At 73.6% G+C, this 14,391-nt stretch carries 10 protein-coding genes; 8 read left to right on the forward strand and 2 right to left on the reverse strand.

What is annotated here, in order from left to right; translation table 11 throughout:
- The first annotated feature begins 532 nt into the window (after positions 1-532).
- The gene (ppdK, locus tag ACIQOW_RS00905; protein WP_401078155.1) at positions 533-3,241 is read left to right on the forward strand and encodes a pyruvate, phosphate dikinase; all 2,709 of its coding nucleotides are present in this window, start codon (positions 533-535) and stop codon (positions 3,239-3,241) included.
- A 245-nt stretch (positions 3,242-3,486) separates the two neighbouring features.
- Positions 3,487-4,020 carry a ribonuclease gene (locus ACIQOW_RS00910; protein ID WP_401078158.1) on the forward strand — a complete coding sequence of 178 codons (534 nt, stop codon included), beginning with the start codon at positions 3,487-3,489 and terminating at the stop codon, positions 4,018-4,020.
- Between the two features lie 29 nt (positions 4,021-4,049).
- On the opposite strand, the gene ACIQOW_RS00915 is transcribed toward ACIQOW_RS00910, so the two are convergent.
- Entirely contained in the window at positions 4,050-5,045 is a 996-nt protein-coding gene (locus ACIQOW_RS00915) for a hypothetical protein (RefSeq protein ID WP_401078161.1), read from the reverse strand.
- Positions 5,046-5,176: 131 nt separating this feature from the next.
- Between ACIQOW_RS00915 and ACIQOW_RS00920 the strand changes: the two genes are divergently transcribed.
- A complete protein-coding gene (locus tag ACIQOW_RS00920) occupies positions 5,177-5,950 on the forward strand; it encodes an ADP-ribosylglycohydrolase family protein (RefSeq protein WP_401078164.1) in 774 nt (257 codons plus the stop codon).
- Here the strand turns inward: ACIQOW_RS00920 and ACIQOW_RS00925 are convergent.
- The gene (locus ACIQOW_RS00925; protein WP_188298617.1) at positions 5,940-6,674 is read right to left on the reverse strand and encodes a GNAT family N-acetyltransferase; all 735 of its coding nucleotides are present in this window, start codon (positions 6,672-6,674) and stop codon (positions 5,940-5,942) included. The two genes, ACIQOW_RS00920 and ACIQOW_RS00925, sit on opposite strands and share 11 nt — an antisense overlap.
- 716 nt (positions 6,675-7,390) lie before the next feature.
- On the opposite strand from ACIQOW_RS00925, the gene ACIQOW_RS00930 reads away from it, so the two are divergent.
- The 5 genes from ACIQOW_RS00930 (at position 7,391) to ACIQOW_RS00950 (ending at position 14,380) form a co-directional block, all read left to right on the forward strand.
- Positions 7,391-8,335, forward strand: a complete 945-nt coding sequence (locus ACIQOW_RS00930; RefSeq protein ID WP_401078168.1) for a PAC2 family protein — start codon at positions 7,391-7,393, stop codon at positions 8,333-8,335.
- 224 nt (positions 8,336-8,559) lie between these two features.
- Positions 8,560-9,567: an SGNH/GDSL hydrolase family protein gene (locus ACIQOW_RS00935; protein ID WP_401078171.1), complete on the forward strand. Its 1,008-nt coding sequence runs from the start codon at positions 8,560-8,562 to the stop codon at positions 9,565-9,567.
- A 208-nt stretch (positions 9,568-9,775) separates the two neighbouring features.
- Positions 9,776-11,086 (forward strand): deoxyguanosinetriphosphate triphosphohydrolase, encoded by a 1,311-nt coding sequence (locus ACIQOW_RS00940; protein ID WP_401078174.1) that lies wholly within the window; start codon positions 9,776-9,778, stop codon positions 11,084-11,086.
- Positions 11,087-11,160: 74 nt separating this feature from the next.
- Complete coding sequence (dnaG, locus tag ACIQOW_RS00945) at positions 11,161-13,065, forward strand: DNA primase (protein WP_401078177.1); 1,905 nt, start codon at positions 11,161-11,163, stop codon at positions 13,063-13,065.
- A gap of 133 nt (positions 13,066-13,198) precedes the next feature.
- Entirely contained in the window at positions 13,199-14,380 is a 1,182-nt protein-coding gene (locus ACIQOW_RS00950) for an RNA polymerase sigma factor (RefSeq protein ID WP_401078180.1), read from the forward strand.
- The last annotated feature ends 11 nt before the right edge of the window (positions 14,381-14,391 follow it).

Raw genomic sequence — 14,391 nt, forward strand, 5'->3', positions numbered from 1 at the left:
GGGCCGTCTGCCACTAAGGCCCAGCCCTCTTGTCCATCCTGGACAGGAGGGCTCCTTTTCGTCGTCCGAACATCACGGAGCGGGCACGTTTCCGGACGCAGTGCGACGATCGGCTGAGGTGTTCTACGTCCGACCCGTGGGATGCCCTGGTGACGCTTGCCACATACGGTGGAGGCCGGCGGCCGGCCGGTGGACGAAATGGACAGGTCGACCGTGAATCGCTTCCCGAAGCCGACCGCCCGCCGATCGGGCGATCCGGGTGCAGGAAATCAAGCCGGGGCAACGCGACGGAACCGCGGCCGCTACCGTGCGTCCCGATCGTGCGACGTTCGGGTTGGCCGTGTTCAAGAATTGAACACTCACTAGCGTCAGGCGGACGATTTCGCCACAGAGGTGAACGCCTTTATGTACATTCGATCTAACGGGTGACCACTCGGTACGAGCCTCGGCTGGCCTATTCAGGGCAGAGAAGTGCCTTCGAAATGGGTATGTTCTCCGGCGTCAGGGCAACCGCGTACGAGGAGACCGACCCGTGCCGTCCCAGCAGAAGTTTGTTTACTCCTTCACTGAAGGAAACAAGGAGCTCAAGGATCTTCTCGGCGGCAAGGGCGCGAACCTGGCCGAGATGACCAACCTGGGCCTCCCCGTTCCTCCCGGGTTCACCATCACCACCGAGGCCTGCAAGGTCTTCCTGGAGACCGGCAGCGAGCCCACCTCCCTCCACGAGGAGATCAGCGCCCACCTGGACGCCCTCGAACAGGAGATGGGCAAGAAGCTCGGCCAGGCCGACAACCCCCTCCTGGTCTCGGTCCGCTCCGGCGCGAAGTTCTCCATGCCCGGCATGATGGACACCGTCCTCAACATCGGCCTCTCGGACGCCTCGGTGGCCGGCCTCGTCGCCCAGTCCGGCAACGAGCGCTTCGCCTGGGACTCCTACCGCCGCCTGGTCCAGATGTTCGGCAAGACCGTGCTGGGCGTCGACGGCGAGCTGTTCGAGGAGGCCCTGGACGAGGCCAAGCACGCCAAGGGCACCACCGACGACCTGGCCCTGGACGCCGCCGACCTCAGGGAACTGGTCGAGGTGTTCAAGGGCATCGTCGAGCGCGAGACCGGCCGGGCCTTCCCGCAGGACCCGCGCGTCCAGATGGACCTCGCGATCCACGCCGTCTTCCACTCCTGGAACGGCGACCGCGCCCGGCTGTACCGCCGCCAGGAGCGCATCCCGAACGACCTGGGCACCGCGGTCAACGTCTGCACCATGGTCTTCGGCAACCTCGGCGAGGACTCCGGCACCGGCGTCGCCTTCACCCGCGACCCCTCCACCGGCACCCAGGGCGTCTACGGCGACTACCTGTCCAACGCCCAGGGCGAGGACGTCGTCGCCGGCATCCGCAACACCCTGCCGCTGGCCGAGCTGGAGAAGCTCGACAAGAAGTCGTACGACGAGCTGATGGCGATCATGCAGAAGCTCGAGAACCACTACCTCGACCTCTGCGACATCGAGTTCACCATCGAGCGCGGCAAGCTCTGGATGCTCCAGACCCGGGTCGGCAAGCGCACCGCCGCGGCCGCCTTCCGGATCGCCGTCCAGCTGGTCGACCAGGGCCTGATCGACCTGGACGAGGCCCTGATGCGGGTCACCGGCGGCCAGCTCTCGCAGCTGATGTTCCCCCGGTTCGCCCCCGACGCCGGGTCGCGGCAGATCGCCTGGGGCCTCGCCGCCTCGCCGGGCGCCGCGATCGGCAAGGTCGTCTTCGACTCGTACACCGCCGTCAAGTGGTCCCGCTCGGGCGAGAAGGTCATCCTGGTCCGCCGCGAGACCAACCCCGACGACCTGGACGGCATGATCGCCGCCGAGGGCATCCTGACCTCGCGCGGCGGCAAGACCTCGCACGCGGCCGTGGTCGCCCGCGGCATGGGCAAGACCTGCGTCTGCGGCGCCGAGGAGCTGGAGGTCGACACCAAGGCCCGCCGCTTCACCACCGCCGACGGCCAGGTGATCCACGAGGGCGACGTCGTCTCGATCGACGGCGCCACCGGCAAGGTCTACCTCGGTGAGGTCCCCGTCCTGCCGTCCCCCGTGGTCGAGTACTTCGAGGGCACCCTGCACGCCGGCGCCGACGTCCAGGGCGGACTGGTCCAGGCCGTGCACCGGCTGATGTCGCACGCCGACGGCCGCCGCCGGCTGGCCGTGCGCGCCAACGCCGACAACGCCGAGGACGGCGGGCGCGCCCGCCGCTACGGCGCCCAGGGCATCGGCCTGTGCCGCACCGAGCACATGTTCCTCGGCGAGGAGCGCCGCAAGGAGGTCGAGCACCTGATCCTCGCGGACAACGACAAGGACCGCGAGCTCGCCCTCTCCACCCTGCTGCCGCTCCAGAAGAGCGACTTCCTGGAGCTGTTCCAGGCGATGGACGGCCTGCCGGTCACCGTCCGGCTGCTCGACCCGCCGCTGCACGAGTTCCTGCCGGACATCACCGAGCTGTCGGTGCGCGTCGCCCTCGCCGAGGCCCGCAAGGACCCGAACGAGAACGACCTGCGCCTGCTCCAGGCGGTGCACAAGCTGCACGAGCAGAACCCGATGCTCGGCCTGCGCGGCGTCCGTCTCGGCCTGGTCATCCCCGGCCTGTTCGGCATGCAGGTCCGGGCCATCGCCGAGGCCGCCGCCGAGCGGAAGCTGGCCGGCGGGGACCCTCGCCCCGAGGTGATGATCCCGCTGGTCGGCACCGTCCAGGAGCTGGAGCTGGTCCGCGACGAGTGCGAGCGGGTGCTCGCCGAGGTCGCCCGGTCCACCGGCGTCCAGCTGGACATCAAGCTCGGCACCATGATCGAGCTGCCGCGCGCCGCGGTGACCGCCGGGCAGATCGCCGAGGCCGCCGAGTTCTTCTCCTTCGGCACCAACGACCTCACCCAGACGGTCTGGGGCTTCTCCCGGGACGACGTGGAGGCCTCGTTCTTCACCGCCTACCTGGAGAAGGGCATCTTCGGGGTCTCCCCGTTCGAGACCATCGACCGCGACGGCGTCGGCTCGCTGGTCAAGCACGCCGTCGAGGCCGGCCGGGCCACCCGCCCCGACCTCAAGCTCGGCGTCTGCGGCGAGCACGGCGGCGACCCGGACTCGGTCCACTTCTTCCACGAGGTGGGGCTGGACTACGTCTCCTGCTCCCCCTTCCGGATCCCGGTGGCGCGCCTGGAGGCCGGCCGCGCCGCCATCGAGACGGCGGGCAGCGACTCGCGCTGAGGAGGGTAGGCATCCCCTCCGCACGCGCGGGTACGACTGACCGCTCTCCCTCCCGTCGGGAGGGCGTACACCGGAGCTCGGCGCAGGAGAACCGGCGTACGTGACACGGCCGGGCGGGGACGGACAACGGCGTCCGTCCCCGCCCGGACGTACAGCTGTGCACGGCCCCGGGCACCGGCCGGTGTGGCGGCGGCCACGTGTGTAGCCGGCCCGGTACGGCCCGGCCGCCTGCCAAGCTGGACCGCATGACCAACCGCAGAAACCCGCTCGTCGTCGTGGCCGTGCTGATCCTGGCGCTGCTGGCCGGGGCCGGGTACCTCCTCACCAACACGGGGAGCAGCCACCCCAAGGCCGCCGCGAGCCCCACGGCGGCCGCCACCGCCGGTGCTTCGACGTCCGGGTCCGCGGCGCCCAAGCCCTCGGCCCCCAAGCCGAGCCCGCCCGCCGGGGCCACCGCCCCCGCCCCGGCCGGCACCTGGGTCCCGACCGACCCGGCCATGGCCGACGTCTGCCGCACCAAGCTCCCCAGCCAGGCCGTGGACACCCTCACCCTGATCGCCAAGGGCGGGCCGTACCCCTACAACCGCGACGGCATCGTCTTCGAGAACCGGGAGAGCCGCCTGCCCAGGAAGGGCGGCGACTACTACCACGAGTACACCGTCGTCACCCCGGGCTCCAACGACCGGGGCACCCGCCGCGTCGTGACCGGCACCTCGGGCGAGCAGTACTGGTCCGCCGACCACTACGCCACCTTCCAGGAGATCGACTCCCGCTGCTGACCGGCGCCGCAGGGGGGGAGCACCCCCCCTCACCGGGCCCGGCGCCAGGTGATGCGGGGGTGCGGGGCGTGCGGGCCGGTGGTGACCAGGGCGGTCAGTTCGTGGAGGACCGGCGCCGGGTCGCGGCGGAGCTGGGACGGGGTGGTGCGGACCACCGGGAGGCCGGCGGCGGTGAGCCGGTTGGCACGGGCCAGCCCCCGTTCGTGGTCGGCCGGGCGCAGGTGCCAGGAGCGGGAGTCGATCTCCAGGGCCACGCAGGAGTGCGGCCAGTAGGCGTCCGGGACGGCGAGGAAGCGGCCGTCCAGGAAGAGCACCGGGTTCCACAGTGGCTCCGGCAGGCCCGCGTGGGCCAGCAGCTCGCGGGCCTCGCCCTCCACCACCGACCGCACCCCGGCCGTCAGGTCCTCCACCACCCGGGCCACCCGGGGCAGCCCGAGCGCACCCGGCCTGGACAGCAACTGGTCGAGCAGCTCGCCTAGTTCGCAGTGCCGCCGCTGGACGGCCTCCGCGCACAGCGCCCGGAACCGGCGCTCCCCGGTCTCCCTCGGGGCGAGATCGGCCAGCGCCCGGGCGACGGTGGTGCTCCACAGCCCGTCGGCCCGCTCGAAGCCGCTCGGCATCGCCCCTGAGGCCCGGTGGATCCGGACGAACTCCCGGTCGCCGACGCGCCGTTGGCCGGGGATCAGGATGTCGACGGAGCGCAGGTCGGCCGGGTGCCCGGCGCTCGGCAGCCCGGCCTGGGCCAGGACCGCGAATCCGGTCAGCAGCACCTCCCCGATCCTCGGGTCCCGCCCCTTGGGGGTCGCGTACGCCAGGGCGGCCCGCAGCTTCTGGTGGATCGTCAGTCTTCCGCTCTGGAGGCAGATCACCCGGGGCAGCACCTGCTGCCAGGGCCCGCCCGGCCGCAGCCGGTGGGCGATGGTGCCGGAGGGCACCCCGAGGCGGCGCAGCTGCGCCCGGGTGGCGATGTGCTGCTGGTCGGCGCCGAGCAGGGCGACCGGGTCGAGGGGATTCGCGCGGATCATGCCCCGGTGCCTGCCCGTCGCGTTCGGAGGTATGCGAAACATCCCCCGTCGGTGGGGCCGGCGTCGGCGGAGGTTGACGGACCGGCCGGCGAGCCGCTGAGCTGGGGGCATATGACCACACCAGTTTCGCGGTGGCGGCCGCGTACGCCGTGCGGGCGCGCACCCGGCCGGTGGCTCCGGAACGCTTCCTGGAGTCGGTGGCCGACCTCACCCCGGACGGCCCGGTCAGGGACGGCCTCACGGAGGCCCGCGAGCTGCTCGCCCAGCCGGACTTCCGGGTCGCCGCGCAGGTGCTCGGCAACGGCAGCCGCACGTCCGCGGCCGACACCGTCCCGTACGCGCTGTGGTGCGCCGCCAGGAACCTGGCCGACTACCGCACCGCCCTCTGGGAGGCGATCGCGGCCGGCGGCGACATGGACACCGTCGCGGCCGTCACCGGCGGAGCGGTCGCCGCCCACACCGGCACCGGAGGCATCCCGCGCGCCTGGCTGGCCGCCCGGGAGCCGCTGCCCGGGTGGACGTTCCCCGAGCCGGGCGGTGTCCGCGCGGGCGGCGAACCGCACCTGGCACCGATCAGCCTGCCCCGCCCGTACCCGGTGCCCGACCTGGTCTGGTCGGACGGCCGGTGGGAGCGGATCAGGCGCGGTCTGGGGCCCCGGGAGGCGGACGGGCGCTGGGTCTCGTACACCTCCGGGGGCGTCCTGCACCTGCACCGCGGCACCGACGGCCGGGAGATCTGGCGCGTCCGGGTGGGCCGGGTGAAGGGCGGCTGGCGGCCGGTGTCGGCCCTGGTCGAGGCCGACCCCGGATACCTCCGGGGCCGGGACGGCCACGGCCTCCTGCGGGACGCCCTGGAGACGGCGGAACCCGGCCGCGACGCGCGGGGGTACGGCCTCAGGCCGTGATCATCAGCTGCCCGGCGCCGCTGCCGCCCTGTCTAAGGCACTCCTGGTTGATCGCCGGATCCGGGGCGCTCGGCGAGGTGGCGGCGGCGATCCGCAGCTCGATGATGTCCCGGACGGCCGGCCACTCGTCGCCGAGGATCGAGTAGAACGCGGTGGAGCGCACCACCCCGTCCAGCCCGCGCGAGTGCGCCCGGCGGACGCCCTCGGAGGTCGCGCCGAGCCGCTCGATCGCGGTGCGCGAGCGCAGGTTGCGGGCGTCCGCGCGCAGCGAGACGCGCTGCACGCCCCAGGTCTCGAAGGCGTGGCGCAGCATCAGCAGCTTGGCCTCGGTGTTGATGCCGGTGCCCTGGGCGCGCGGCGAGAGCCAGGTGTTGCCGATCTCGGCCGCGTCGGGGACGGCCGTGGCCGGATCGCCGAACGGGACCCCGGGCACCGGCGGCCACACCAGCGGCCCCTGCCAGTAGTCGAGTTCCAGGAACCGGGTGGAGCCGACCACCCGGCCGTCGGCGACGTTCACCGTCGCGAACGACAGTGACCGGCCCGCCGCCTGTTCCGCGAGCGCCCGCGCGACGTAGTCGCGGGCGGCTTCCAGGCCGTGCGGAACGGGGGTGAAGGCGTAAGTCGTACGGTCCTCGGCGCCGGCCTGGGCGATGGCCTCGGCATGGCGCGCGGCGAGGGGCTCCAGCCGCACGGTGCGGCCGGTGAGGATGACAGGTACGGGCACGGAACCTTCGGTCCTTCATCGGTCGGAGGGTGCCTCCCGCGCCGGGGTACGGCACGGGGTGCGCTGGTCTGGGTACGCCTGGGCCCGGGTCCGTGCGCCGGGTACCCGCGCACGCCGGAGGTCCGGTCGGACGGGGTGGGGGCGACGGCCCGGAACGGGCGGCGCGGGGTGCCGGAACGGACACGGGTCCTCGGACCGGTCCGGCAGGAGCAGCGAGGGGACAGTGTGCGTCCGCGAAATGGCCGAAGAGGAAACGAGAGCGCGAAGGGAAGCGGGCGGCCAGGTGAAGGCAAGATGCGTCGTGGGTGACTGGCCGAGCACCGGACCGGGACGTGGCCGACGGCGTTACGGACGACGTGACGACGACGCGACGATGCGAGGCAGCGAGAGGACGATACCCGCCAGAAGGCGGTGCGTCACCTCGCGGCGCGCCCATGGCCGCGCGGGTCCTTCGCGGGCCCTCCGGACGGGCCCCTTCCGGGGCCGTGACCAGGGGCTCTTCCCCCGGGTGCGATCATGGTCCGGAGCGGTCGGCCGAGGCCGTCGGGCGAGTCCCCCGGGGGTTGTCGGGGGAGCCGCCGGACGCTCCGGGACGGTTCCCCGGCGGGTCCTCCGCAGGACGGGGGCCGGGGCGGGAATTCCGGCGGGGCCCGGCACGCTGGACTGGACGACGAGCCGGTCGACCGGGACGAGCAGAGAACGGGGTTGGGTGCGCGGTGCGTGACTTCCAGGCGCTGTACGAGCTGGATCAGCAGGGCGTGGCCGCCGTGGCCGCGGCCAACGAGCAGTTGCGCGACACCGGTGCCGGCCTGGTGCTGCTCCAGCACTTCGAGGGCTTCATGGACGCCGGGGAGGCCGGCGGCCAGGTGGTGGACCACCTGCTGGAGACGGGATCGCCGCAGGTGGTGGCCCGCTTCGACCACGACCGCCTGGTGGACTACCGGGCCCGCCGCCCGGCGATGGTCTTCGACCACGACCGCTGGGCCTCCTACGACCCGCCGGAGATCCTGCTCCAGCTCGTCCACGACGCCGCCGGCGCGCCGTTCCTGCTGCTCAGCGGCCCCGAGCCGGACGTCGAGTGGGAGCGTTTCGCGGGTGCCGTCCGCGAGTTGGCGGAGCGGTTCGAGGTCAGGCTCGCGGTCGACTTCCACGGCATCCCGATGGGCGTGCCGCACACCCGTCCGGTCGGTCTGACGCCGCACGGCAACCGGCTGGACCTCGCCCCCGGCTACCCGCAGTGGTTCGAGCAGGCGCAGGTCCCCGGCAGCGCCCAGGCGCTGGTGGAGTACCGGCTGGCCGAGGCCGGGCACGACGTCCTGGGCTTCGCCGTGCACGTCCCGCACTACGTCGCCCGCTCCGCCTACCCGGCGGCGGCGGTGCAGATCCTGGAGGCGGTGCAGTCCGCCACCGGGCTGGTGCTGCCCGGCACCCCGCTGCGCGAGCGGGTCTCCGAGGTCTACGCCGACATCGAGGAGCAGCTGGCCCAGGGGGACGGCGAGTTGCGCTCGGCGATCCGCGGCATGGAGGGCCAGTACGACGCCGTGGCGGGCGCGGAGAGCCGGGAGAGCCTGCTGGCCGAGCCGGTGGACCTGCCCTCGGCGGACGAACTGGGGCGGCGCTTCGAGCAGTTCCTGGCCGAGCACGAGCGCGGCGCGGAGTAGCGCGGGTACGGCGCGCGGCGGGACGGGTGCGGCGCGCGCACGGCGCCGGCGGGCTCCGGGCGCCGGGCCCGCCCGGGGGCGGATTCCGGCCGGTTCGGGCCCGCGGGGGGACGACTTCGCCGATGCGGGAGTCATCGGCCACGGCCGTTCGTTGGCCCTGGGGCTGCCCGGGGGACGGGCCGCCGTGAGGAGCCGACCATGACTCGTTTCCCCGGGGGGAGACCATGCCGAGGACCGTACGTCCGACCTTCGCCCTGACCGCCGCGACGGCGGCGCTGCTGCTGGCCGGGTGCACCGGCGGAGGGGGTTCGGACAGCAAGGGGACCGGTTTCGGGGGCGCGGTGCCCGACCGCGCGCAGGCCGGCGCGACCGCGTCGCCGACCCCCACCCCACCGCCCACCGGCCCGTACGTCGCACTCGGCGACTCGTACACCGCGGGGATGAAGCTCCCCCCGCGGGCCGGCGGGCCGGACGGCTGCTACCGCTCGGGGGTCAACTACCCGTCCCTGGTGGCCAAGGGGCTCTCGATCGCCGCCGGGCAGTTCAAGGACGTCAGCTGCTCCGGCGCCCGCACCGAGGACCTGACCGGCCCGCAGAAGGTGCCGGGCGGCACCAACCCGGCCCAGCTGGACGCCCTGACCGCGGACACCCGGCTGGTCACCCTGGGCATCGGCGGCAACGACGCGGGCTTCATGGAGGTCGTGACCGAGTGCGCCAAGGACAACCTGGTGGACATCCTCAAGGGCGTGATCACCGACGGCGGCGACCGGGCCGGCAAGTCGCCCTGCCGTGACCACTACGCCTCCGGCAACGGCACCGACGAGGTCCAGCGCAAGGTGGACGCGGCCGGCGACCGGCTCGGCCAGGTGCTCCAGGACGTCGGGAAGCGCTCCCCGAAGGCCAGGGTGTACGTGATCGGGTACCCGGGTCTGCTCCCGGCCGACCCGGCGAGCTGCCTGCCGGTGCTCGGCAAGACGGTGGCCGTCTCCGACCTGGGCTTCCTGGTGGAGAAGGAGCAGCAGCTCAACGGCATGCTCAGGAAGCGCGCGGAGGCGGCCGGCGCGGTGTTCGTCGACCTCGCCGGGCCCTCGGCCGGGCACGACATGTGCGCGGGGGAGGACAAGCGCTGGGTCGAGCCGCCGCTCCCGGCCAGGGGGCTGGTGCCGATCCACCCCAACGCCAGGGGGCAGGAGGCGATGGCCGGCGTGGTCCAGAAGGCGATCAAGGGCTGAGGGCCGGTCAAGGGCCGAGGGCCGGTCCAGGGCCGAGGACGCCCGGGGCTCCGGGCGCCGGGGCGCGACGTACGGGCTGCGCCGTCCGGGTGGGGCCGGTTCACGGTGGCGGGCACCCGCCCGCCCCGCACCGTTCACGCCCCGGCCCGCGCGCCTTCGTGCGCGGCACACCCCGCGTGTCGGGGGCGCGGCGTACCGTGAGTGGCATATGGATGACACCGCGCACCGCCTCGCCGCCCCGAACCCGTACGACCACGCCGCCGAGGCCCGCTGGGTCCCCGAACCCGACAAGCGCCCCGGCCGTACGGCCTTCCAGCGCGACCGCGCCCGGGTGCTGCACTCGGCGGCGCTGCGCCGGCTGGCCGGCACCACCCAGGTGGTCGCCCCGATGCGCAGTGACTTCCCCCGCACCCGGCTCACCCACTCCCTCGAATGCGCCCAGGTCGGGCGGGAGTTGGGCGCCGCCCTGGGCTGTGACCCGGATCTCGTGGAGGCCGGCTGCCTGGCCCACGACATCGGCCACCCGCCCTTCGGCCACACCGGCGAGGAGGCCCTCGACCAGGCCGCCGAGGCCTGCGGCGGCTTCGAGGGCAACGCCCAGTCGCTGCGCATCCTGACCAGGCTCGAACCCAAGCGCTTCGCGCCCCAGGAGGAGCAGCCCGCCGCCCGGCTCGCCCCCTGGCCGGGCCGCAGCGTCGGCCTCAACCTGACCAGGGCCGCCCTCGACGCCGCCACCAAGTACCCGTGGCCCAAGGGCGCCCACCCCACCGACCCGGCCTCGCCCAAGTACGGCGTCTACGCCGACGACCTGCCGGTCTTCCGCTGGCTCCGGGCCGGCTCCCCGGCCGGGCGCAAGTGCTTCGAGGCCACCGTGATGGACTGGGCCGACGACGTGGCCTACTCCACCCACGACGTCGAGGACGGCCTCCAGGCCGGTCACATCGACCCGGCCGCCCTGCGCGCCCCCGGCGAGCGCGCCGGGCTCTTCAAGGTCGCCGAGCGCTACGCCCCCGACGCGGAGCCGGAGGAGCTGGCCGCCGCCCTGGACCGGCTGCTCGCCCAGGAGTGGTGGCCCCGTTCGTACGAAGGCACCGCGCGCGCCCGGGCCGGGCTCAAGGACCTCACCAGCCAGCTGATCGGCCGCTTCTGCCTGGCCGCCGAGCAGGCCACCCGGGCCCGCTACGGCCCCGGCCGGCTCACCCGCTACGCCGCCGAGCTGGTGGTGCCGAGGGACGTCCGGCTGGAGTGCGCGGTGCTCAAGGCGGTCGCCGTCCGCTACGTGATGCAGCGCGACGAGCAGGCCCAGCTGCGGGCCCGCCAGCGGATCGTGATCGCCGAGCTGGCGTACGTCCTCACCCAGCGCGCCCCCGAGGGGCTGGACCCGGTGTTCGCCGCCATGTACCGCGAGGCCGAGGACGACCGCGCCGCGCTGCGCACGGTCGTCGACCAGATCGCCACCCTGACCGACGCCTCCGCCCTGGCCCTGCACGCCAGGCTCGTCGGCGCCGCCTGGGCGTGACCGGTGCGGGAGCGCGCTGGCGGACGGGCCCGGCTCCCCGCCGGAAGGCCCGGCCGCACCAGTAGACTTCCGGGGTGGCCGGGCGGATCAGGGACGAAGACGTACAGGCGGTGCGCAGCGCACTGCCGATCGACGCGGTGGTCGGCGACTACGTACAGCTGACCAACGGTGGCGGTGGCGAGTACAAGGGCGTCTGCCCCTTCCACGACGAGAAGTCCGCCTCCTTCTACGTGAACCCCGCCAAGGGCGTCTTCCACTGCTTCGGCTGCCAGGAGAACGGCGACACCATCGCCTTCCTGATGAAGATCGAGCACTTCACCTTCGCCGAGGCCGTCGAGCGGATGGCCGCCCAGGCCGGCATCACCCTGCGCTACGAGGAGGGCGGCTACAACCCCCGCCACCAGCAGGGCGAGCGCACCCGCCTGGTCGAGGCGCACAAGGTGGCCGCCGCCTGGTACCAGGAGCAGCTGGCCTCGGCGGAGGGGGAGATCGGCCGCCGCTTCCTCGGCGAGCGCGGCTTCGACGAGGAGGCCGCGAAGACCTTCGGCGTCGGCTACGCCCCCGCGGGGTGGGAGCACCTGGTCCGGTACCTGCGCGGCAAGGGCTTCACCGACAAGGAGATCCTGCTCGGCGGCCTCGCCTCGCAGGGCCAGCGCGGCGGCCTGATCGACCGCTTCCGGGGCCGGCTGGTCTGGCCGATCCGGGACATCGCCGGCGAGGTGATCGGCTTCGGCGCCCGCCGCCTGCGCGAGGACGACAACGGCCCGAAGTACCTCAACACCCCCGAGACGCCGATCTACAAGAAGTCCCACGTGCTGTACGGCATCGACCTGGCGAAGAAGGAGATCGCCAAGTCGGGCCGCGCGGTGGTGGTCGAGGGCTACACCGACGTGATGGCCTGCCACCTGGCCGGGGTCACCTCGGCGGTGGCCACCTGCGGCACCGCCTTCGCCGAGGACCACATCAAGATCATCCGCCGGCTGCTGATGGACACCTCGCAGTACCGGGGTGAGACCGTCTTCACCTTCGACGGCGACGCGGCCGGCCAGAAGGCGGCCCTGCGCGCCTTCGAGGACGACCAGAAGTTCGCCGCCAAGACCTCCATCGCGGTCAGCCCCGGCGGCATGGACCCGTGCGAGCTGCGCCTGGCCCAGGGCGACGAGGCGGTCAAGCAGCTGATCGACAACCCGGTCCCGCTGTTCGAGTTCGCGCTGACCTCGGCGGTGGCCCGGCACCGGGTGGACACCCCGGAGGGGCGCTCGGCGGCGCTGGAGGAGGCGGCCCCGATCGTGGCCAAGATCAAGGACCGCTCGATCCAGCACGAGTACGCGGTCCGGCTGGCCGGCATGCTCGGCATCCTGGACGAGCAGTTCGTCGTCCGCCGGATCTCCCAGCTGGCCCGCTGGGACCGCGAGCGCCAGCAGAACCCGCGCGGAGCCGCCCAGCGCCGCCCCGAGCCCGCCCAGCCGCAGCGCCCAGCGCAGCCCGCCTTCCGGCTCAACCCGCGCGACCCGGCCCAGTTCGTCGAGCGCGAGCTGCTCAAGCTGGCGCTCCAGCACCCCGACCTGGTCAGCCCGGCCTTCGACCACTACGGCGAGGACGAGTTCCCGACCCCGCCGTACACCGCCGTCCGGCAGGCCGTCGCGAAGGCCGGCGGCGCCGCGTACGGGGCGACCCTGCCCGACTTCACCAGCGCGGTGCGCGAGGCGGCCCCGGACGACCGGGTGCGCTCGCTGGTCACCGAGCTGACCGTCGAACCGGTGCGCTCGCGCCGCAAGGTGGACGCGATCTACGCGGGCGAGTTCCTGGTCAAGCTGCGGCTGCTGGCGGTGGAGCGGCGGATCACCGAGGTCCGCGGGTACCTCCAGCGGCTCGGGCCCCGCGCCGAGGCCGAGCAGCAGCACGCGGTGCAGACCGAGCTGTGGCAGCTCCAGCAGTACGGGCAGCAGTTGCGCAGTGGTGGTGCGGCGGCGCTGTAGTACCGGCCGCACCACCGGCCGTGCAGAAAGTCGGCGCACGAGTCTCGGCCACGGAGTGTGGCGTACCGCACACTGGAAGGCGTCCCACCTCCGTACAGCGCGGGTCCGCCAGAGTCGCGCCCGCCCCGAGGGGATGCCCGTGGAGCAAGGCCTCGTCGCAGCGACCACCACCAGTACGGGAGCGAACCCCGCCGGTCCGGCGGGCCGGCAGCAGGCCGGGGAGCAGGAGACCCACCACGCCAGGGCCGGGACGGCGCCGCCGGACGGCGCGAGGGCTCCCGCCCGGGGCCTGCCGGAGGGCCACCCGGAGAGCCCCGAGCCCGATCCCGATCCCGAAGCGCAGGCCGAAGCGCGGGCCGGGGAGGAGGAGCCGGAGGAGCGCCGCGCGCCCGCCGACGACACCGGCCCGGCCGCCGACCTGCTGCGCCAGTACCTGCGCGAGATCGGCCGGATCCGCCTGCTCACCGCCGAGGAGGAGGTCGAGCTGGCCCGCCGGGTGGAGGCCGGAATCTTCGCCGAGGAGCGGCTGAACGGCGACCCGCCGCCGCCGGACCCGTCGGCCGGCGAGCTGGACACCCTGGTGGTGCGGGGCCGGATCGCCAAGCGCCGGCTGATCGAGGCGAACCTGCGCCTGGTCGTCTCCGTCGCCAAGCGCTACGTCGGCCGCGGGCTGACCCTCCTGGACCTGGTCCAGGAGGGCAACCTGGGCCTGATCCGGGCGGTGGAGAAGTTCGACTACACCCGGGGCTTCAAGTTCTCCACGTACGCGACCTGGTGGATCCGGCAGTCGATGAGCCGGGCCCTGGCCGACCAGGCCCGCACGATCCGGGTGCCGGTGCACGTGGTCGAGCTGATCAACCGGGTGGTCAGGGTGCAGCGCGGCCTGCTCCAGGAGCGCGGCCTGGAACCCACGGCGGCCGAGGTCGCCGCCGCCCTGGAGCTCACCGAGGAACGGGTGCGCGAACTGCTCAGGCTGGCCCAGGAGCCGATCTCGCTGCACACCCCGGTCGGTGAGGAGGAGGACGTCGCCCTGGGGGACCTGATCGAGGACGCCGACGCCGCCTCACCCGCCGAGTCCGCGGCCTTCCTGCTGCTGCGCCTGCACCTGGACGCGGTCCTGGCCACCCTGGGCGAGCGGGAGCGCCAGGTCGTCCAGCTCCGCTACGGGCTGGACGACGGCCGCCCGCGCACGCTGGAGGAGATCGGCGCGGTGTTCGGCGTGACGCGGGAGCGGATCCGCCAGATCGAGTCGAAGACCCTGGTCAAGCTCCGCGACCACGCGTACGCCGAGCAGCTTCGCGGCTACCTCGACTAGTGCCGGCCGCG

Origin of the sequence: Kitasatospora sp. NPDC091335 (assembly GCF_044757205.1) — a bacterium.
Lineage (GTDB): Bacteria > Actinomycetota > Actinomycetes > Streptomycetales > Streptomycetaceae > Kitasatospora.